Origin of the sequence: Janthinobacterium sp. SUN026 (genome assembly GCF_030397625.1) — a bacterium.
GTDB lineage: Bacteria > Pseudomonadota > Gammaproteobacteria > Burkholderiales > Burkholderiaceae_D > Janthinobacterium > Janthinobacterium kumbetense.
Map to the genome: position 1 here is coordinate 962,090 of NZ_JAPQNU010000002.1, position 20,811 is coordinate 982,900.

Below are 20,811 nucleotides of genomic sequence, written 5' to 3' on the forward strand. Positions count from 1 at the left end.
GGCATCACCACGCATGCTTGACGGTCAGCAGCAAGCGGCGCGCATCGCCCGTGCTGCAATTGCTCGATGAACAACTGTCGTAATAATGCTTGTTGCTCAGATTCGTCACGTTCAACGCCAGCTGCGTGCCCCGCAGGGACGGCGACAGCCGCAGCAGATCCAGGTCCAGCGCCAGGTCCGTCAGCAGGTAGGACGGCACGTCGATACGGTTGGCGGAGTCGGCCTTGGTGGCGCCCGTGTAGCGCAAGCCCAGGCCTATGCCCAGTCCCGCCAGCGGGCCTTGCACCAGTTTGTACTTGCCCCATACGCTGGCCATGGTCTCCGGCATGCCGACGGGACGCTTGCCCACTTCATTGACGTTATTGCTTTTACTCACTTCCAGGCGGTTCCACGTGACGTTGGCCGCCACGTTGAAATTGCGCGTGAGATTGGCCAGCGCATCCAGTTCCACGCCATGCGATTTGATTTCGCCCGTCTGCAAACGGTTCAGCGAATTGTTCGGGTCCAGGGTCTGCACGTTTTCCTGACGCAAATCAAACACGGATGCCGTGAAAAAACCGTCGAAACCGGGCGGCTGGTATTTCACGCCCACTTCCGCCTGCTTGCCCTTGGTGGGGTCGTAGGATTTGCCATAGAAATCGTTGCCCAGCACGGGATTGAACGAGGTCATCAGGCTGACGTAAGGTGCCAGGCCGTTCTCGGCCAGATAGACGGCGCCCGCCTTCCACGTCAGCGCGTCATCCTTTTGCGACGGCGGCGTGACGCCGTCCAGGCGGTCGCGCGTGGACGTGTCCGACCAATCCTTGCGCAGTCCCGCGCTGAGCACCCATTGCCGCGCCAGCTTGATCTGTTGCTGCGCGTACAGGCCGTACTGGTCCGAGCTTTGCACGGTGCTGGCATAGCGCTCCGGCGTGGGCAGCATATGGCCCAGGTAGACAGGCTGATATATATCAATCTCGGCGCCGGCCGGGCCGCCATTGAGCACATAATCCTCTTTCGTGTGACGGTAGTCGAGGCCCACCAGGGTTTCGAATTCGGCGCCGCCGCTGCGCCAGCTGGCCTTGGCATTGTTATCCAGCGACCAGCTCTCGCCATCGATATCGAAGAAATATGGCGTGCGGCGCAAGGTGCGCTGGTCGGCCAGCAGGCGGCCCTGGATGGTTTCCGTGATCAGGTTGACCCGCCCGTAGCGGGCCTTGGAATGCACGCTCCACACGTCGTCGATGCGGTGCTCGAGCAGATAGGCCAGCGAATATTGCACGCGGTGATTGTCCAGGCCCTTTTCGTTGAGCATCTGGTTGTAGGGAAGGCGGCCATGGCGGTTTGGCAACAGGGTGCCCTGGATGGGCGCCACCACGGCGGGCGGACCGAACTTGTCGCGCGTGTAATCGGCCAGCAAGGTCAGGCTGGTGGCCGCGCTGGGGCGCCAGGCAAGGGCGGGCGCGAAATATACCTTGTCGTCCGGTACGCCTGTGAATTGGGAATCGCTATCGCGCAGCAAGCCCGTCATGCGGTAAGCCCAGTCGCCGCCCTCGCCCACGGGGCCGCTCACATCGCCCTGCACCTGCTTGCGGTGGAAGTTGCCCGTCTGCAATTGCAGCTCCCGGTATGGCTGAAACAGCGGCTGTTTGCTGATCTGGTTGACGATGCCGCCCGGCGAATTCTGGCCATACAGCACTGAACTTGGTCCCCGCAACACTTCCACCGCTTCCAGGCCATACGGCTCGACCTTGGGCCAGGCTTGCACTGTGGTGCCGCGCAAGCCGTCGCGCAGCATGCCGTTGCTGCCCACGTCGAAGCCGCGGATCTTGACGTTATCGAAACGATCATAGCGCTGCGACGCAGCCATCGACGGACTGGCCAGCACGCCGGCCGAATAACGCAGCGCCTCGCCGACAGACTGGATGCCCTGGGCATCCATCTGGTCGCGCGTGATGACGGAAACGGAAGCGGGCGTTTCGATCAGCGCCGTATCCGTCTTGCTCGATGTCGTGCTTTGCGTGGCGATTTTCAAGCGCTGCGCTTCGATCGTCACGCCTTGCATGGCTTGCGGCGACTCCGGCGCTGCGGCGGCATAGGCGGCGCGGCAAGCCAGGACCAGCACGAGAGGAATGGGAACGGCGCGCACAAGGCGCGGCAAACGGTGGGACTGCGAGCGTGACATACGGTGTGTCCTTCCAGGCTTTAAATGAGAATGAATATCATTCATCATAAAATCTGGAAGCACCGGCTGCTTTCGTTATCGGGCCTTCGGCTTACGAAAAACGGAAAAGATGCAGCCGGCTATGCGCGCGCCAGCTGGCTGGGCGGCATGCCGAAACGCTTGCGAAACAAGGTGGAAAAATGCGGAATGGCATAGCCGACAAAGCACGCCACCTGCGTCACCGTATAGCCGCCCGCGCTGAGCATGCGATAGGCTTCCTGCAAACGGTAATCCTGCACATGCTCGAACACGCTGACGCCAAACAGCTGACGAAAGCCGGCCGTCAGCTTCTTCACGTTCAAGCCGCTCAATCTGGCTATTTCAGGCAAACCCAGCGGTTGCTGGAAATGCTGCTCGGCCAGCTCGCGCGCCTGCTGCAGGCGCTCAATCTCGAAGGCGCTCAAATCCGTGCCGCCAGCGCCGCCCCGCGACCGTCCCAGTACCCGGTCGCTGGCCACGGCCGCCATCTCCAGCGCCTTGCCCGCCATATACATGTCGCGCACGGCGCCGTCGAAGGGGCACATCAGGATCTGCGTGGCGATGGCCCGCAGGGCCGGCGTCAACACCTGGCGCATCACCAGCACGCCATCACGGTGCAGCTGCTGGCCGCCCGTGACGGCCAGGCGTTCCAGGTCGAAACCGCTGCGCTGCGCATGGCCGGCGTCGAGTCCCACTTTCACGTAGCGCTGCAAGGTATTCGCTTCAAAGCGGTCGCAGCCTTCGTGGCGGCCCCGCGCCAGCACCAGGTAGACGCCCGCATCGGTAATGGCGAACGGCGCGCGGCCATCCACGCTGCCGCTCAACTTGCCGTTCAGCGAGACGATGACTTGCAAACCCTCGAACACGGGCGTATTGACGGTGATGGGAGTGGGTGACAGCACGGAACCGGCCGACAAGGTCAGTTCGGAAGACAGTTGCCGCGTCCACACAGTCGATACCACGCCCTACTCCATATGAGAATAATTCTCATTTATGGTAACACAGCGAAGTCTCGGATGCGTGCCGGCCATGGAAGATCTGCGCCAGAAAATCCACGAACGCTTGCACGGTCGAACGCCGGCTTGTTACCGGCAGGTGGAAGCGTTAATATGCAAGAATATACTTGCATATCAAGATGAGGCCGGGCATGCGTGAAAAACTGGAAAAACTGCTGGCGCAGGGGCGCGACAACGCGCTGCTGCGCTTTGGCTTGGGCGACGCCTGCCTGAAAGACGATGACGCACAGCAAGCGGCCCTGCACCTGGCGCAAGCCACCGTGCAGCAACCGGGCTATTCCGCCGCCTGGAAACTGCTGGGCAAGGCCTTGCAGCAGCTGGGCCGGCTGGATGACGCGCAAGCCGCCTGGACCACCGGCATGACGGTGGCCCAGCAGCAAGGCGACTTGCAAGCCGTCAAGGAAATGACGGTGTTCCTGAAACGCCTGCAAAAACAGCAGGCGGCACAGTAAAAACGGCTTAGTGCGCGTGCGCCGCGCCCTTCGCGTCAAGAGGCAGCGCCTCGCCCCGCTCCTTCGCCAGGCGCTTGGCCAGCAAGCCGCCCGCTTCGGCCGCATAGGCGCGGCAGGCGCTGGCGTCGATCAGGGGATTGTCCGTGCCGCTGCGTCTGGCGGCCTTGCCCAGCACGTCCGTCGTACCCGGATGCACGGGGATGATGATGTCGCATGGCAAGGCCGCCACCTTGGCGATGCTCGCTTCGAACGAGGCTGAGATGTCAGGCGTGCCACCCTTGCCCGCGCCCTTGCCCGTATAACGGAAATCGCCGCTCGCATACGGATTCAGGCTGTCCGCATACACGACGTCCAGGCAGCGGTCGCCTTCGCACGAGGTCCACGTCCACGTCGTGCCGCCTGGCGTGTGGCCCGGCGTCATGTGGGCCGTCAAGGTCAACGGTCCGACCTTGACGGTATCGCCCTCGCCCACCAGGCTGACCTTGCGCACCTTGGCGACGTGTACGACGGGATTGGCCTGGTACTGCGGATCGTCCTTGCCATTCGTGCCGCTTTGCAGGCCAAGGGCGCCCGAGGCGCTGGCCATCACGGTGGCGCCGCTGGCCCTTTGCAACGCGGCAATGCCACCCGCATGGTCCCAATGGGCGTGCGAATTGAGGATGACTTTCACGTCCTCGATGCGAAAGCCCAGCGCCTGGATATTCGCAATGATCAGGGGTGCCGATTGCGGCAGCGCTCCGTCGAGCAGGATATGGCCCTGCGGACTCGTCACCAGCACGGCGGACAGGCCGGCCGTGCCCACATACCAGGTATTGCCAAAGACATTGAACGGCTTGACGGGCGCGTTCCATTCCTTGCAACTATCACAATTAACAGGTTTGTCCTGCACCGGTGCGGGCGTCTTCGCCTGCACCGCGCCAGCCGCCATGGTCGCAACCGTAGCCAGCATCAACTTCGCCAATAGTGTCATCTTCATCTCCAGAGTGTCAAAAAGAAGGGCGCCCGCACCGGCGCGCCCGGGGGGGTATCAATGCATGCGGCCGGTCCTGTCGGCCAGGGTGTCGCGGATGTGTCCGGCGTCGAGCGAGCGACGCTGCGCGCCGGCGGCGTCCAGCAGCACCACGGTGACGTGCTTGCCGCCGCTGCGCATGCGCATCGTCAGGCAGCTGCCCGCCGCGTTGCTGCTGCCCGTCTTGGACAGCAAGATGTCCCAGCCCTTGCCGCCCACCAGCGGATTCGTGTTGTGCAAGGTGCGCGTCCTGCCATTGACGGCCACGCTCGCCTGCGGGTGGCTGGTGATGCGCGCGATGTCCGGATAGCGCGCGGCCGCCGCGACGATCTTCGCCACTTCGCTGGCCGTGGACGTATTCGCCGGCGAACTGCCGACCGGGTCCGTCAAGGTGGTGCGGCGCAAGCCCAGCTGGCGGATCTTCGCCTGCAAGGCTTGATGAAACGCCGCGCTGCCACCGGGATAAGTGCGCGCCAGCGCGGCGGCGGCGCGGTTTTCGGATGGCAGCAGCGCCAGTTGCAACAGCGCGCCGCGCGACACGGCCACGCCCTCGGCCAGCAGGCTGTGGCGCTGCATCGAGGAATCGCCATCGGCGCGCACGATGCGCAACTGTTCCTCCGGGTCGAGGCCAGCATCCAGCACCACCATGGCCGTCATCAGCTTGGTGATCGAGGCGATGGGCACGACGGTGTCCGCATCCTTCGCCATCAGCACCTTGCCGCTGGCGTCATCGAACACCAGCATGTGTTTCGCGCTGACGGGCAAGGCCAGCATGCCGGAGGCGGCCTCGGCCAGGGTCGCCCCGTTGACGGCGGGCTTGCCCTGCACCTGCAGCAGCAGGGTGGCGCAAGCCAGCAACACAGCGGGCACGGCCAGTTTCCAGCCGGCCGTGTCGGGACCGGGCGCCATCAGGCGTTCTATGCGCGTCAGCAAGGCTCCGCCCCGTGCCGACATCAGCAAGCCGGAATGCTGCGGCACGGCAGCGTGCAGGGATAGCGCATGCAGCGCCGTGGCCAGCTGCTGCGGGTCTTGCAGCGCTTGCGCCGCCAGGGCGTCGGCCACCTGCTCCCGTTCGGCCCGCATACGTGCCGACAGCCACCAGACGACGGGGTGAAAAAACAGCAGTGCCTCGGCCACGCTTTGCAACAGGTTGACCAGGTAATCCCAGCGCCGCACGTGGGCCAGTTCATGCGCCAGCAGCGCTTCCAGCAAGGCGACGGGCATGCCGCTCAGCAAGGCGGCCGGCAGCAGAATGACGGGGCGCCAGAAGCCCACGGTGACGGGGCTGGCCAGGCCCGCATGCAGCTTCAGCGGAATCTGGCCACTACGGTGCAAACCCATGCGCTGCGCCAGCGCATCGAGGCGGCCCTGCCAGATGGCCGGCGCAGCCACCGCCTGGCGGCGCAGCTTGCCGACCCAGGCCAGGCCCAGGCACAGGCGCAAGCTCATCAGGCCAACACCCGCGCTCCAGGCCAGCACCAGGGCCGGCATCCAGGCTTGCAGCGCGGCGCGCCAGGCGGGCGGCGCATCCACCGGCAGCCGGGCCGGCGAGACGCCCGACAGCAGAGACAGCAGGTGCACGAGGGGAATACACAGGCACAGCAGCAAGGCCAGCGCGCAGACGGCATAGCGCCAGCGCGCGCTGGCGTGGCGCAACAGCCGGAGCACTACGGCAGATACGGCGCCGACGATCAAGCCCTGCCAAACGAAATACAGCAAGACCCAGCCCAGCGCGGGGACAAGGTTGCCCACATCGATGCCGAGGTGCATGTCCACGTTCATGGCGCCTTGCCATCCTTGCTGCTCAGAATTTTTTCAATTTCCAGGCGCTCCGCGTCGCTCACGTGCTCGCGCAGTGCCGTCAGCACGAGCGCCTTGCCGGAACCGGAAAACACCTTGCCGATCAAGTCCTTGAGCAAACTCGTTTGCAACTTTTCCTGCGCTTCAACGGCGGCATACAGCTGCGGCCGCTGGCTTTCGTCGCGGCTCAGCAAACCCTTGCCATGCATCAATTGCAACTGGCGCAGCACGGTGGCGTAACTGGCGTCGGCACGCTCCGCGGCCAGGGCGTCATACACGGCGCGGGCGTCGGACGGACCGCGCTGCCACAGGATGCGCAGCAGGTCCAGTTCGGCGGCCGTGGGATGGGGAGTGGAGGTATTTTTTAGCATGACGCTAGAATACCCAGTCTAGAACGTCTTGTCTAGAACTTTTTTTCTAGATTGCCGGCAAGCCTAGAATTCGCGCAAGCGGTCGAACAGCTCCAGCAAGGCCGCCTCGTCGACGAGCGCGGACCCCTGCCCGCCCGCTTGCTGCAATTGCTGCCGCAGCTGGGCCAGCAGCTCCGCCAGCACCGTGTAGATTTCCTCGCGCTCGACCGTCTCGATGATGCTGGCGCGCCGCTCGATCTTGTTGAATACCTCCACATAGGCGGCGACCATCGCTTCCAGCGCGGCGGCTGCGGCCGTCGCCGCCATGGCCGCATCGAGGCTGCGCGTCACGGCCAGCATGTTCTTGTAGGCCAGCGCCGCCTTTTTCGCATACGCAGGGGAAATTTGCTCGCGGCCATCCCAGTCGCGGAACGGGTTGAGCAGGTTTTCAGCCAGCCATTCCGGCTTGCGCGCCTTGGTGACCGATAGGTCCAGTCCCTGCGCCGCCGCTTTCTTGTAGCCGGCCTTGATGGCCTTGGCGACATCGGCTGGTAAGCTGGTCAGCCACAAGGCCGACAGCTGCGGCAATTGCGCGGCCGATGGAAACTCCTCCGCCGTGAATCCGAACAGGTCATAGGCGGTGAACGTCCGCAGCCGGGTCAGCTGCGCAAGGCTGGCCATCTGCGACGCCATTCCCGGTTTACCCCAGATGCGCAAGGATGTCAGATGGGGAAAACGCCGCGCCACTTGCGCCAGATCAACCTCCTTCATGCCGATCAGCGACAGGCCGCCCAGCTGGCCGAGACCGTGGAACGGCGGCAGCGCGTGCTTGCACTGCAGTGTCAGGTGGCGGCCATCTGCGCCATCTTCGATGCGCAGCGCCGGCGATGGCGCGCTGTCCAGCGCGAGAAGGTTCAAGCCTTCGTTCAAGACGAGGCTGGTGACGCCATCGGGCTGCAGGATCAGGCGTTCCAGGCCGCTGCCGCTGAAATCGAGCGCATGCACCGTCGATGATTGCCAGTCCAGCTCATTGATGAAGGGATTGCCCTGGATAAACTCCATCAAGGCTTGCGTGCCGTTGCCCGTCTCGATCGACATCAGGCAAGGCAGTTGCTCCAGCTCGGACACGTCGCCCAGCGCCAGCAAGACGCTGTCATTGATTTTCGTCGCGTCTTGCCGGAAGACCTGGCCGCCCAAGGTCACTTCACGCTTGTCCGACGCGGCCTTGAACTGCTGGCGCCGCAGCGGATCGATGCGCTCCCAGTTGCGCTGGCGCAGCACGCTGTCGCCCACGTACCAGGCGCTGCGGTAGCTGTTCACTTCCACATCCACCAGCGGCGCGACATTGCCAACGAGCGTATAGCCAGGCGGCACGTTCGCCGTGGCATAGCAGTGATCGTGGCGATTGTTCCAGAAGAAATAATCGCACAGCAGCGGCCGCATGGCTTGCACGGCTGCCGCATCGGGCAAGGCGTCGCCGGTCCAGTCCAGCTCCAGCACGGCAGCTACCGGCCTGGACGAAGATGCATCCTTGATGCGGGTGACCTGGCAAGCCACATACTGCTGCAGCTCGGGCGAAAACACACTGTAAACATCTCCAACATTCGCTAGCACGCAACTTCCTTTTCAAAACACCTGACGGTCGAATGTTGAAAGATAGCAAAAATGACAGCGCGGTGTCGTCCTGTTCAGTCCGCGTGCAGCTTGTGGTGCATGCGGCGCAGTCCCAGCCACACGGCGGCCGCCACGAACGGCACCAGGGCGCCGACGAGGATTTCCGGATTCACGGGCAAGCCCAGCACCTTGGCCGCCTTGCCCGTGTAGCTGAACAGGCCAATCACGTAATACGAAATGGCGGCCACGGACAAGCCTTCCACCGCTTGCTGCAGGCGCAGCTGCTGCGCCGCGCGGGCGTTCATCGATTGCAGGATTTGCCGGTTCTGCAATTCCTGCACGATGCCCACGCGCGTGCGCAGCAAGTCATTCGTGTTGGCAATGCGCTGCGCCATCGCTTCCTGGCGGCTGGCCATCGCTGCGCACGTATTCATGGCGGGCGTCAAACGGCGGTCCATGAATTCCTCGACCGTGGGGATGCCTTCGATGCGTACTTCGCGCAACTCGTCGATGCGCGCCTTGACGAGGCCCATGTAGGCTTTCGAGGCAGAAAAACGGTAGCTATTGTCGAGCGACAGCTTTTCAATGCGGGCCGCCAAACGCGTGATGCGGTCGAGCAAGGTTTGTTCGGCCACGCCCTCGTCGGCCTTGACCAGGCCCGGCGCATCGTCCGTATCGACCATGGCGGCCGCCAGGGTCGCCAGTTCATTCTCGATGGCATTCAAGGATGGCGCCGCCTGCATGGCGTAGGGCAAGCCCAACAAGGCCATCATGCGGTAGGTTTCGATTTCCAGCACGCGCTGCACCAAGCGGCCCGACTGCTGCGAGCGCATGCCTGCGTCGCGGATGACGAAACGGCTGAAACCGTCGGACTGGATGGTGAAATCCGTCCACAATTCGCCGCCCTGCAGCACCTTGCTGCCGGCCAGGGTATTGCCTTCGAACACGCGCGACAAGCCTTGCATGAAGATCTCGGCCGGCTCGGTCGCTTGCTCCAGCACCACGTGCGCCGCCACCATCAGCTTGCCCTTCAAGCCCGCCAGCCATTGCTGCGGCAATTGCGCCAGCGGCATGCGCTCGAACGCCTGCGCCAAAGGCAAGGCGGTACCGGGATGTTCGGCGAAGGTGAACGTGGCAAATTCCGTATGGCATTCCCATTTCAGGCGGAAACGGCCGAAGTCGTAGTAAAAATACTTGGCTTCGGTGCTTGGCGGCGTGACGCCGAAATGCGTGCACAGGGCCGCCAGGGTGGCGTGCTGGGCAGCCATATTCGACGCGCCCGGCGCCGCGCTGTCATCCTTGTACACGGCCAGATGGGTGATCAGCTCGGGGGCGTCGAGCTGCAAGAATGGCCGCGAGTGGATTTCCGCGGCCAGCGGCACGCGCAAGGCGTGGTTCAAACTGGAGTTAATCAAGTGCATGATAGCCAAAGGTAAAGTTGCAAAACTGCTTAGACCCGCGCGGGTCTGATTGTCACAGTGTAACAAAGCAGAAAGCATGCCATCCTTTTCAAACTCCGCTCATGCCGTTTTAGCAACTCCCATCGCGCCCTGCGCCGCGTCCTGGCGCGTGCCCAGCCACCAGAAAAACGCGGCCAGCGCCACGGCCGAAGCCTGTCCCAGCGCCAATTTCAATGCGCTGTCGAACAGCAACGGTGCGACAAAACCGGACACCAGTGCAAACACCAGCATTTGCACGAAGTTTTGCAGGGAAGCCGCCAGGCCCCGCATCTGCGGGAAGATGTCGAGCGTCGACATGGTCATGCCCGGCAAGGCCAGCGACATGCCGAACGCGTACAGCATCACGGGCGCGACGGCGAACGGGATGCTGGCCGCGAACCAGTGGTTGTAGGCTATGTTGAGCGCGCCCGTGGCCGCCATGGCCAGCAAGCCCCAGCGCACCAGCACGGTGCTTTTCACCGCATGGGCCAGTTTGCCCGACAGCGCCGAGCCGCCCACCAGGCCCGCCACCATGGGGATGAACATCCAGCCGAACGCCGTTTCCGGCAAGCGCAGCAGTTCCAGGATGAAATGCGGCGCGGACGCGATGTACAGGGCAAAGCCGCCAAACGCGAAGGCCACGGCCAGCGAACGCAGCAGGAAAGCCCGGTGGCGCAAGGCCAGCCAGTAATTGCGCGCGATGTTGCCTGGGTGGAAGGATTGGCGTTGCTCGACGGCTAAACTTTCCGGCAAGCCTTTCAGGCAGGCGAGCGCCAGCAGCACGGTGACGGAAAACGTGAACACGAACGTCGATTGCCAGCCGTAGGCCACGTGCAGCCAGCCGCCGATGATGGGGGCGATGGCGGGCGCGATGCCGAACACCATCATGATATTGGCCAGCATCTTTTGCGCGGCAGCGCCCGACAAGCTGTCGCGCACGATGGCTTGGCCGATCACCCTGCCCGCCCCCGCCGAGGCGCCCTGCATGCCGCGGAAGAACAACAGCCAGCCAAAACTGGGCGCGAAGGCGGCGCCGATGGAGCCGACGGCAAAGATCAGCAGCGAAGCGAGGATCACGGGACGGCGGCCGAAGGAATCGGACAAGGTGCCGTAGAACAAGGTCATGAAGGCATACGCGGCCAGGTAGACGCTCAGGGTCTGCTGCACCAGCACGCTGCTGACGTCGAAATGCGTGCCGATCGCGGGAAACGACGGCAGGAAGGTATCGGTGGCGAACGGGCCCAGCATGGCCAGCCCCGCCAGCACCAGGGTCAGCTTGCGCGCCTTCATGCGGCCGCCTGCGCGGCATGCTGACGGCGCAAGCCATCGAGGGCGGCCAGCGAAAACGCGGCGACATGCTGCGCGATGCTGGCGGTGCCCGCCTCGTCATAGGTGATTTCCGGCGCCACCAGTTCATGCACGATGCGCGAACGGGCGTAGAACACGGCCTGGCCGATCACGCTGAACACGCATTTCTGCACCACGTCCGCCGGCATGGCCTGCCCCACCACGCCACGGATCAAGCCCGTGAACAGCGCATGGTGCGCGCGCACATCGCGGTCTGCCAGCATGTGGATGGCGGCCGTCGGCTCGATCAGTTCGCGCGCCACCAGGCGGCTGAACAGCGAAGCCGGTCCCGGACGCAGCATGTCGAATACCATCGATTGTATCGCCAGGCGCAACTGTTCCACGGGCGCCACGGCTGCTGCAGGGCCGGCGTCCGGCGCGGCAGCGGCCGAGGCACGCGCCAGCGCGCGCGCATGGTCGAAGGCGGCCAGGTACAGCTCTTCCTTGCCATGAAAGTAATAATTGACCATCGCCACGTTCACGTGGGCCGCTTCGCATATCCGGCGCACGGACGCGAGCCGGTAGCCTTCGTCGGCAAACAGCTGGACCGCCACTTGCAGGATGCGCGCGCGGGCCGGTTCCGTTTCCTGCTCGCTTCTCTTTTCTTCCGTCATGCCATTCCCATCGTTTAAACAGCTGTTTAATATTGGATGGAATTATATCAAACAGCCGTTTAACTTTCAGGCGAACACAAAAAAGCCCGGCGAACCGGGCTTTTCAAGGGCGTATCGGCAGCTTAATGCTTCATGGCAGGCATCGGGGCCGAGGCGGCGCCCAGCGGACGTGCCACGGCATTGACTTCGATGGTTTCGCGGCGCTTGTCCTCGCCTTCGACGACGAGGGTCAGCGGAATCTTGTCGCCCGCCTTCACCTGTCCTTTGAGTTCCAGCAGCATGACGTGGTAGCCGCCCGGCTTCAATTCGACGGCTTTGCCGGCTGGCAAGGCGATTTCCTTGACCTGGCGCATGCGCATCATATTGTCCGTCATGCTCATTTCGTGGATTTCCGCCACGCCCGCCACGGGCGAGCGCACTTCCAGCAGGCGCATGGCTTTCGGCGCCGTGATCTGCATGAAGGCGCCCGTGGCTTTTTGCTGCGGCACGGTGGCGCGCACCCACGGGTCGGTGATTTGCACGGAAGTCTGGGCAACGGCGGAGAAGGACAGCACGGTCAGGGCCGCGGCCAGCAGGGTTTTGACATGGGTCATGATTATTCCTTTCGTGATAGTTACAAGGTGTATTTCGATTTCATCAAGGTCTTGATGTCTTGCACGCACTCGTCGCCCGTCAACTGGTGCTTCAAGCCCAGGCGCATGCGCCCCTCGTTATCGAGCACATAGCTGATGGCCGTGTGATCCATCGTGTACGAGCTGCCGCTGGGCACGCGGCGGTAGAAGACCTTGTAATTGAAGGCCGTCTGCGCCGTCGCCTGCGGGTCCGTGCGCAAGCCCAGGAAGCTGGGGTCGAAGGCGCGCATGTATTCGCCCAGCAACTCGGGCGTATCGCGCTCGGGATCGATGCTGATGAAGATCACTTGCAGCTTGTCGGCATCGGCGCCCAGCTTCTGGCGGATTTCCAGCGCGCGCGACAGGGCCGTCGGACACACGTCCGGGCATTGCGTAAAGCCAAAGAAGACCATCACATACTTGCCCTTGAAGTCGGCCAGGGTGTAGACCTTGCCGTCGGGGCCGCTCAATTTGAAGTCGGGCTTGTAATCGCCTCCCGTCAAGTCGAGACCGTTGTAATGGGGTTTGGGCGCTTGTTCGCAAGCGGCAAGCGTGAGCAATCCCGCCGTGCCGGCGAGAAGGAAAAGACGACGTTTCATGGCATTCTGGCCCGATGGGCGTAGTGGATACAGTTAAGACGTGGAAAGCGTGACGGCTGCGTTCAGGCAGCCGCAGGGGGGCCGCGCGGGCTGGCGGCCAGCCACGCGAACGGGGCCCGCGGCGCCTGGTAAAACAGGGGCGGATACAGGTCGTGGCCCGTGATGACGGGCAGCGTCGATGACGACGGCGGCGGCAAGCCCACGCTGCCCGCATGGCTCATGCAGAACGGGCAATGTTCGATGTGGTGCAGCACGGAATCGGTGGTGGACTTGGCGGCCGGGGCCAGGTCCGCTTGCGTGTAGACGGCGCCGCTGGCCGAGCAGATCTCGACGGCGGCATTGTTCGCGTTGGCGTGCAGCGAGGCAAACGCATACGACAGGGATGGCGACAGCGCATTGAGCAGTATCGCCAGGCAGGCGAACCACATATGCCACTGTTTGCGCTTCAATAATGATCCCATGGCCCCGATTATAACGGAGTCTGGCTATCCGGGCGCCTGGCCGCGCAGGAACAGGCTGGGACGCACGCCCGCCACGTCCACGCAGGCGTCGCAAAACGCGGGGATCGAGGCAAAGCCGGAACCGGCCGCCACTTGCGCCAGGTCGCGTTCGCCGTCTTCGTCGTCGGCATCCGCCTGCGCCGCCGTGTGCAGCGCGTGCGCCAGGCGCTGTTCGCGCACCAGACTGAGCAGTGCCTCGCCCTCGGCAAACAGGCGCGCCCTGGCCTTGTGCGGCGTCACTTGCCACAGGGCCGCCAGTCGGGCCGCCGTCCACTTGCCTTGCGGCGTATCAAAGATGTGCTGCGCCAGCGCCTGGCTCCAGCGCTTGCCGCCGCCGTGGCCGCCCTCTGCCTCGTCGCCTTCCAGCGCCAGAGTGAACACGGCCGGCTTGCCCCGCCCCGGCATCACGTCGCAGGCGAAGCGCAAGAAGGCGGGCACGACGAAACTGTCGCCGCTGGCCAGTTTCTTGGTGGCGATTTCATTGTGCAAAGTCACAAAACCCTGGCGCACGGTAACGCGCAGCCGGAGCGGAAAGCGCAAGCCCAGCAAGTGCAAGGGATGATCGGAAACGAGGGCCATGCGTCAGGTCAAGGTGGTGAACGAGCCGCCAGCATGCCACACATCGCGCGCCGGGTCTGTCATCACAGCGACGCCACGCCGTAGCGGCGCAAGCCGTCGAGGTCGACGACGCGGATGGCCTGGTAGGCGATGCTGATCAGGTTCAGCTCGGCCAGATGGCCCAGCGCCTGGTTCACGCGCTGGCGCGAAATGCCCGTCAACAAGCCGATTTCTTCCTGCGACAGCTCAAGCACGCTGGACGTGCGCGGATATAACATGGGGTGGAACAATTGCGCGATCGCTTGCGCCACTTGCGCGTCGACGGCCAGCAGGCGCTGGTTCTGGATGGTGGCGATGAATTGGCCCATGCGCTCGTTCAACTGGCGGATGACGAAGGCATTGAAGGACAGGCTCTCGGCCAGCAACAGGTGAAACAGGTCCACCGGCACGAGGAGGATGCTCGATGCGCGCACGGCCACCACGTCGTAGCGGCGCAGTTCGCGCTTGAGCACGCTGCCCTCGCCGCACCAGCCGCCGGCCGGCACGCCGGAAAACGTGGCGCCGCGCCCATCGGCGTTGTAGACGGCCAGCTTGATCAAGCCCGTGTGCACGCCGATCCAGTGCGCCGACGGTTCGCCGCGCCGCGTGATGAAGGCGCCCGCCTCGTAATGCCGCAGCACGCTGTCGGCGCGCAACAGGGCCTGATGCCGCGCGTCGAGGGCCGTGAACCAGTCATGGCTGTCGAGTTCTGGCACGGCAAGGCCTACACTATCGTTGCTATCCATTCCACCCTTCAGTTGTCACTAAGATGACAGTGATTTTCCAGCACCGGTGCTATGCTAACCGGTATCAATCCCGAAACAGGGAGCTATAGAATTTTATTTAACAGGAGACAAGCATGACACCTGATTTCAATACCGGCCTCGGCAAAAACAGCGCCAACTACGCCGCCCTCACCCCGCTCGACTATATCGCCAGGGCAGCGGCAGTATATGGCAATCGCCTGGCAATTGCACATGGCGCCGTGCGCCAGACGTGGCGCGAAACGTATGCGCGCACGCGCCGCCTGGCATCAGGCCTCATCAAACTGGGCGTGAGCACGGGCGATACCGTCGCCGTGATGTTGCCGAACACGCCCGCCATGGTGGAAGCGAGCTTCGGCGTCCCGATGGCCGGCGCCGTCCTCAACGCCCTGAACATCCGCCTCGACCTGGCCTCGCTGACCTTCATGCTGCGCCATGGCCAGGCGAAAGTCTTGCTGGCCGACACGGAATTCGCCGAACTGGCGCGCCAGATGGCGGCGCAGATTCCCGGCTTGCGCGTGATCCAGGTCAACGACGTGCTGGGACCGGAAGTGGACGCCTTTTCCGACCTCGACTACGAAAGCTTGCTGGCCAGCGGCGACCCCGACTACGACTGGCAGCCGCCCGCCGACGAGTGGGACGCCATCGCCCTGAACTACACGTCCGGCACCACGGGCGACCCGAAAGGCGTCGTCTACCACCACCGCGGCGCGGCCCTGAACGCCCTGTCGAACATATTAGAGTGGGACATGCCCAAGCATGCCGTGTATTTATGGACATTACCGATGTTCCACTGCAACGGCTGGTGCTTCCCGTGGACGGTGGCCGCGCGCGCCGGCGTCAACGTGTGCCTGCGCAAGTTCGAACCGAAGCTCGTGTTCGACCTGATGCGCGAATTGCGCATCACCCACTATTGCGCCGCACCCATCGTGCACGCGGCGCTGGCCAACGCGCCCGCCAACTGGCGCGACGGCATAGCCTGGACCGTGCGCGGCATGGTGGCCGGCGCGCCGCCGCCGGCGGCCATGGTGGCAAAGATCGAAGCCATGGGTTTCGACCTGATCCACTCGTATGGCTTGACGGAAGTGTACGGCCCGGCCGCCATCTGCGCCGAGCAGGACGAGTGGGCGGCCCTGTCGCAGGAAGAACGCGCCGTACTCAAATCGCGCCAGGGCGTGCGCTACCACTTGCAAAGCGCCGTGGCCGTGATCGACCCGGAAACCATGCAGCACGTGGCGGCCGACGGCGAACAGATCGGCGAGATCATGTTCCGCGGCAACATCTGCATGAAGGGTTATTTAAAGAATGAAAAGGCGACGCAGGAAGCGTTTGCGGGCGGCTGGTTCCACACGGGCGATCTGGGCGTCATGTATCCGGACGGCTATATCAAACTGAAGGACCGCAGCAAGGACATCATCATTTCCGGCGGAGAGAATATTTCCAGCGTGGAAGTGGAAGACGCCCTGTACCACCACCCGCAAGTGCTGGCCGCCGCCGTCATCGCCCAGCCGGACGAAAAATGGGGCGAGACGCCTTGCGCCTTCGTCGAGTTGCGCGAAGGCGGCACCGTGACGGAAGCGGAATTGATCGCCTTCTGCAAGAACAACCTGGCCGGTTTCAAGGTGCCGAAAGCCATTTATTTCGGTCCCCTGCCCCGCACGTCGACGGGCAAGATCCAGAAGTTCGAATTGCGCAAGCGCATGCAGTCGGACAAGGCCATCGACGTCTAGCTTAGCTGCCCTTGCCTGTCAGCCACGCCGGTTGCGCCACCACTAGGCGCGAGAAGCTGGCGATGCTGGCCACGGCGGCGAAGCCTGCCGCCAGGCACAGCGCATACGTCGTGCCCCGGCTGGCGGAAACGGTGAAGCAATACGCGACCAGCGCCGCGCCCGTCGCTTGCCCGATCAGGCGCGACGTGGCCACCACGCCGCTGGCGCCGCCGGCCCGCTCGGGCGGCGCGCTGCCCATGATGGCCTTTAAATTGGGCGCCTGGAAGAAACCGAAACCGATGCCGCACAGGGCCATGCGCCAGCCGATATCGAACACGCTGGGGTGGGCCGGTATCCACACGAGGGTCAGCAAGCCGCCGGCCAGCGCCGCCAGGCCGATGCCGCCCAGCACGCCCGGCGAATAGCGGTCGCTCAGGCGCCCGGCGACGGGCGCCATCACGGCCACCAGCACGGCCCACGGCGTCATCAAAAAACCCGTCTCGACGGGCGAACGGCCCAGCGTGACTTCAAAATAGAATGGCAGCGAGACGAAGGCCAGCCCTTGCGCGGCAAACGTGCAGATGGCCGTCAGCGACGACAGCAAGAACAGGGGACGGCGGAACAGGTCGATCGGCAGCATGGGCGCCGCATGCCCCGCCTGGCGGCGCAGCAGCAAAATAAAGAACACCACCACGGCCACCAGCTCCGGCAGCAGGGTCGACAGCGCCGCGTGGTGGGCCGCGTCGCCAAACAACAGGATCAGCAAGCCGAAGGCGCCCACGTTGTACAGCGCCGTGCGCGCATCGAGGGTATGCCCGGAAAGTCTGGTGGCCGGCAGCATGCGGCTGGCGAGGAAGAAGCCGGCCACGCCCAGCGGCACGTTGATGGCGAACAGCCACGGCCACGAGGCCGTCGCCAGGATCAAGGAGGCGGCCGTGGGGCCGATGGCGAACGCGACGGCCACCACCAGCGCATTGTTGCCGAACGCGCGGCCCAGCAAGTGTTTAGGGTACAGGGCGCGCAGCAGCGCCGTATTGACGCTCATCATGGCGCTGGCGCCGACGCCCTGGAACAAACGCGCCACCACCAGCGACGGCAAGGACCAGGCCAGCGCGCACGCGAGCGAGGCCAACGTAAACAGGAACATGCCGGAGATAAACACGCGCCGGTAGCCGGCGATTTCGCCCAGCGCGGAAAACGGCAGCAGGGTCGCCACCATGGCCAGCTGATACACGTTGACGATCCAGACGGAAGCGGCGGGCGTCGTGTGCAGCTCGCCGGCGATGGCCGGCAAGGCCGTGTTGGCAATCGCCGTATCGAGCGAAGCCATGCCCACGCCGATGGCCAGCGCCAGCATGGCCCATACACGGGCGCCGGGCGGCAAGCCGTCCTCGCCCACCATCACGGCTTGCGTTTGCTGCTGCATAGAATGCTGCATAAATACACTACCTGTTCATCTTGTTGATCCGGGTAATACACTAAGTAATCCTCAGGAAATTATTGTGAATTTATGACGAACAGAACTGGATGCTATGCAAGGCGCACGCTGCGACGCAGTGCGAGCACTGCTAGCAGCGGGCAACGCCGCAGAGCGCCGGTTATGGAAGTCAGAAATCACAATAATTTATTGGGGGTTACTTGGCATGTATGTAAGAAACCTGCAGGACAGGCCAGCTTACTTCTGGCAATCGATGACCTTGAAATCTTTCGAATAGCAGATGCGCAACTCGCCCGAGTGCTTTTCATAGCCGAGCCAGCGGCCCTTCAATTGCGGATTATGCTGCTTCATCCACTGGAACAACTCATTCTTGGGCATGCTGGAGTCCGGCAACTTCAAGGCCTGGAACAGCTCGCGTTCCTTCTCGAAATACTGCTTGGCCGTATCGAAATCGCAGGCGCCATGCTTTTCCCATTCGCCCTGCAGCAAGGCTTCGCCCGGCTGCATGCACATATAGGGCAGGATCTCGGACGGCGCCAGCTTCGGCAAATTGCCCTTGCAATAGCGCGGATGCATCTCCGTCTTGCGCGGCGGCGTCACGGAAATGTCGTCGCAGCTGGCCGGGTTGTTCGACTGGGCCCACAGGCCATGCACGATCCAGCCGAAGTGGTTGCTATCGGCGCACTGGAAGGCGGCCTTCTTCGACACGGCGCCACGGCGGCGCTGGCTGTCGCAAAAGCCTGGCGACCACGACAGCGCCAGCATGAAGTAATCGGTGGGCACGTTCGTGCTTTGCTTGTAGCACGTGTTTTTCTCGTCCGACGGCTTGACGTCGTAATCGTAGTAGCTGACGTTGCGGGGAATGGCGCAGCTGGCGTCGGCCGCGTGGACGGCGCCGGCAGACAGGCTGAGGAACACGGCGGCCAGCGCGGGCAAGACAGGGCGGATTTTCATCGAGTTTCCTTCAAGATATAAAAACGCCGGCAACTGAGTGCCGGCGCGGTATCAATCAAACAAGTTGATCAGCAAACCTTGTGCATCCAGCCATGCGTGTCCGGTGCCGTGCCATGCTGCAAGCCCAGCAGCGCTTCGCGCAGGGCCAACGTAACGGCGCCGTTTTCATTGTTGTTGATGGTCATTTCAAAGCCATTGGCCTTGGCCACGCCCACCGGGGTGATGACGGCGGCCGTGCCGCAGGCGAACACTTCGGTCATGCGGCCCGAGGCGATATCGTCGCGCCATTGCTGGACAGACAATTTACGCTCTTCCGTTGCATAGCCAAGGTCTTTCGCCATTTCCAGCAGGCTGCGGCGGGTGATGCCTGGCAGCAAGGTGCCCGTCAATTCCGGCGTCACGACGGTGACTTTCTCGCCATCCTGGTACACGAAGAAGAGGTTCATGCCGCCCATTTCTTCGATGAATTCGCGGTGCACGGCGTCCAGCCAGACGACCTGGTCGCAGCCCTTCTCTTGCGCTTGCGACTGGGCCATCAGGCTGGCCGCGTAGTTGCCCGCGCACTTGGCTTCACCCGTGCCGCCCGGCGCGGCGCGCACGAAGTCTTCGCTGATCCACACGGTGACGGGTTTCACGCCTTTCGGGAAATAGGCGCCGGCCGGCGAGGCGAACAGCACGAACAGGTATTCTTCCGATGGACGCACGCCCAGGTAAGGGTCGGTGGCGATCATCAGCGGACGCATGTACAGGCTCTCGCCCGTGTTCTTCGGCACCCAGTTGCGGTCTTGCGCAATCAGCGCGTCGCCCGCTTCCAGGAACAGCTCGACAGGAATGGCCGGCATGGCCAGGCGCGCGGCGCTGCGGTTGAAGCGTTCCGCGTTTTGTTCCGGACGGAAAGTCTTGATGCTGCCATCGGGCTGCGCGAACGCCTTATAGCCTTCGAAGATGGCCTGGCCGTAGTGCAGCGACGACGCGGACGGGTCCAGCATCAAAGGGCCGTAAGCCTTCAGTTCGCCCTGCTGCCATTTGCCGTCGCGGTAAGGAATCACCACCATGTGGTCGGTGAAGATGCGGCCGAAGGCGGGATTGACCATGCGCGCGGCGCGTTCGGCGTCGGACAGGGGGTGGGCGGATGGGGTGACGACGAGGTTCGGTGTGGAAGTGGTCATGGCAGCAGAAGACGAGTCAGGGAGAATAAAGAGATTCCCTATTGTAGCGCCTAATGCGCGCGGCGAGGCGGCGGATAGCCTTGCCGCAATGTTGCGCCGCATCAAAAGGCGGCGCCGTCAGGCGGCCCGCAAGGGCTTGCCCCGCCCTGCTTGCGCTTCCCCGGCGCACTGGCTGCAGCGCATCTGCACGGAAATCACGTTGGCGCCGATGTCCATGCCGTGCGCCAGCGCCGCCTGGCGCAGCTGCTCCACCAGCGGCGCATCCTGCACCAGCACGCTACGTTCGCACACGCGGCACACGAGGTAGCAACTGTCCGTTTCCACCTGGTCGGGCTTGATCAAGTAGCGCGCCTTGTTGCCGCTGGCGCTAGCCTCGCGCTCGCGCAGCAGCAAGCCAGCCAGTTCCATTTCCTTAAGCACGCGGTAAATCGTGCCCAGGCTGACGGCAATGCCGATATGCAGCAGTTGCTGATAAATGCTTTCCGCATTCATCGCTTGCCGTTGCGTGCCGGCCAGCACTTGCAAGATGCAGATGCGCGCGCTGGTCGGGCGCAGGCGCACGGCGCGCAAGCGCTCGAACACGCGGCCATCGCCCTGGTATTGAATGTCTTGCATGGGATTCTCCGCTTGTGCGTTCTGCTCTACTG

20 protein-coding genes are annotated in these 20,811 nt (G+C 63.6%); 2 read left to right on the plus strand and 18 right to left on the minus strand.

Annotation, left to right across the window (positions count from 1 at the left end; all coding sequences use genetic code 11):
• Positions 1-4: 4 nt before the first annotated feature.
• Both OX459_RS13860 and OX459_RS13865 read right to left on the minus strand, forming a co-directional pair.
• On the minus strand, positions 5-2,164 hold the full coding sequence (locus OX459_RS13860; protein ID WP_289905454.1) for a TonB-dependent siderophore receptor: 2,160 nt from the start codon (positions 2,162-2,164) through the stop codon (positions 5-7).
• 119 nt (positions 2,165-2,283) lie between these two features.
• Positions 2,284-3,144, minus strand: a complete 861-nt coding sequence (locus OX459_RS13865; protein WP_289905455.1) for an AraC family transcriptional regulator — start codon at positions 3,142-3,144, stop codon at positions 2,284-2,286.
• 185 nt (positions 3,145-3,329) lie between these two features.
• Between OX459_RS13865 and OX459_RS13870 the strand changes: the two genes are divergently transcribed.
• Positions 3,330-3,650: a hypothetical protein gene (locus OX459_RS13870; RefSeq protein WP_289905456.1), complete on the plus strand. Its 321-nt coding sequence runs from the start codon at positions 3,330-3,332 to the stop codon at positions 3,648-3,650.
• A gap of 7 nt (positions 3,651-3,657) precedes the next feature.
• On the opposite strand, the gene bla is transcribed toward OX459_RS13870, so the two are convergent.
• The 12 genes from bla to OX459_RS13930 all read right to left on the minus strand — a co-directional run bounded on the left by bla (position 3,658) and on the right by OX459_RS13930 (position 14,876).
• Positions 3,658-4,620: a subclass B3 metallo-beta-lactamase gene (bla, locus tag OX459_RS13875; RefSeq protein WP_289905457.1), complete on the minus strand. Its 963-nt coding sequence runs from the start codon at positions 4,618-4,620 to the stop codon at positions 3,658-3,660.
• 57 nt (positions 4,621-4,677) lie between these two features.
• Positions 4,678-6,441 (minus strand): M56 family metallopeptidase, encoded by a 1,764-nt coding sequence (locus OX459_RS13880; protein ID WP_289905458.1) that lies wholly within the window; start codon positions 6,439-6,441, stop codon positions 4,678-4,680.
• On the minus strand, positions 6,438-6,830 hold the full coding sequence (locus OX459_RS13885) for a BlaI/MecI/CopY family transcriptional regulator (RefSeq protein WP_099664459.1): 393 nt from the start codon (positions 6,828-6,830) through the stop codon (positions 6,438-6,440). The genes OX459_RS13880 and OX459_RS13885 overlap by 4 nt, the downstream gene beginning before the upstream one ends.
• A 63-nt stretch (positions 6,831-6,893) precedes the next feature.
• Positions 6,894-8,393 carry a hypothetical protein gene (locus OX459_RS13890; RefSeq protein WP_289905459.1) on the minus strand — a complete coding sequence of 500 codons (1,500 nt, stop codon included), beginning with the start codon at positions 8,391-8,393 and terminating at the stop codon, positions 6,894-6,896.
• Positions 8,394-8,497: 104 nt separating this feature from the next.
• Complete coding sequence (locus OX459_RS13895) at positions 8,498-9,844, minus strand: DUF3422 domain-containing protein (RefSeq protein WP_289905460.1); 1,347 nt, start codon at positions 9,842-9,844, stop codon at positions 8,498-8,500.
• Positions 9,845-9,943: 99 nt separating this feature from the next.
• Positions 9,944-11,152 (minus strand): multidrug effflux MFS transporter, encoded by a 1,209-nt coding sequence (locus tag OX459_RS13900; protein ID WP_099664462.1) that lies wholly within the window; start codon positions 11,150-11,152, stop codon positions 9,944-9,946.
• Positions 11,149-11,823, minus strand: coding sequence for a CerR family C-terminal domain-containing protein (locus OX459_RS13905; RefSeq protein WP_289905461.1), 675 nt, complete (start codon positions 11,821-11,823; stop codon positions 11,149-11,151). Before OX459_RS13905 ends, OX459_RS13900 begins: the two co-directional genes overlap by 4 nt.
• A 122-nt stretch (positions 11,824-11,945) precedes the next feature.
• Entirely contained in the window at positions 11,946-12,416 is a 471-nt protein-coding gene (locus OX459_RS13910) for a copper chaperone PCu(A)C (RefSeq protein ID WP_099664464.1), read from the minus strand.
• Positions 12,417-12,436: 20 nt separating this feature from the next.
• A complete protein-coding gene (locus OX459_RS13915) occupies positions 12,437-13,033 on the minus strand; it encodes an SCO family protein (RefSeq protein ID WP_251351250.1) in 597 nt (198 codons plus the stop codon).
• A 62-nt stretch (positions 13,034-13,095) separates the two neighbouring features.
• Entirely contained in the window at positions 13,096-13,482 is a 387-nt protein-coding gene (locus OX459_RS13920) for a DUF2946 domain-containing protein (RefSeq protein ID WP_289905462.1), read from the minus strand.
• A gap of 36 nt (positions 13,483-13,518) precedes the next feature.
• Positions 13,519-14,112, minus strand: coding sequence for a hypothetical protein (locus OX459_RS13925; protein WP_257218654.1), 594 nt, complete (start codon positions 14,110-14,112; stop codon positions 13,519-13,521).
• 62 nt (positions 14,113-14,174) lie between these two features.
• On the minus strand, positions 14,175-14,876 hold the full coding sequence (locus OX459_RS13930; protein ID WP_289905463.1) for a Crp/Fnr family transcriptional regulator: 702 nt from the start codon (positions 14,874-14,876) through the stop codon (positions 14,175-14,177).
• Positions 14,877-14,989: 113 nt separating this feature from the next.
• On the opposite strand from OX459_RS13930, the gene OX459_RS13935 reads away from it, so the two are divergent.
• A complete protein-coding gene (locus OX459_RS13935; RefSeq protein WP_289905464.1) occupies positions 14,990-16,624 on the plus strand; it encodes an acyl-CoA synthetase in 1,635 nt (544 codons plus the stop codon).
• 1 nt (position 16,625) lies between these two features.
• On the opposite strand, the gene OX459_RS13940 is transcribed toward OX459_RS13935, so the two are convergent.
• The 4 genes from OX459_RS13940 to OX459_RS13955 form a co-directional block, all read right to left on the minus strand.
• Complete coding sequence (locus tag OX459_RS13940) at positions 16,626-18,041, minus strand: MFS transporter (RefSeq protein ID WP_289905465.1); 1,416 nt, start codon at positions 18,039-18,041, stop codon at positions 16,626-16,628.
• 237 nt (positions 18,042-18,278) lie between these two features.
• Complete coding sequence (locus OX459_RS13945) at positions 18,279-18,995, minus strand: hypothetical protein (RefSeq protein ID WP_289905466.1); 717 nt, start codon at positions 18,993-18,995, stop codon at positions 18,279-18,281.
• A 68-nt stretch (positions 18,996-19,063) separates the two neighbouring features.
• On the minus strand, positions 19,064-20,164 hold the full coding sequence (locus OX459_RS13950; protein WP_289905467.1) for a branched-chain amino acid aminotransferase: 1,101 nt from the start codon (positions 20,162-20,164) through the stop codon (positions 19,064-19,066).
• A gap of 117 nt (positions 20,165-20,281) precedes the next feature.
• Complete coding sequence (locus OX459_RS13955) at positions 20,282-20,779, minus strand: transcriptional repressor (RefSeq protein WP_180278566.1); 498 nt, start codon at positions 20,777-20,779, stop codon at positions 20,282-20,284.
• Positions 20,780-20,811 lie beyond the last annotated feature (32 nt).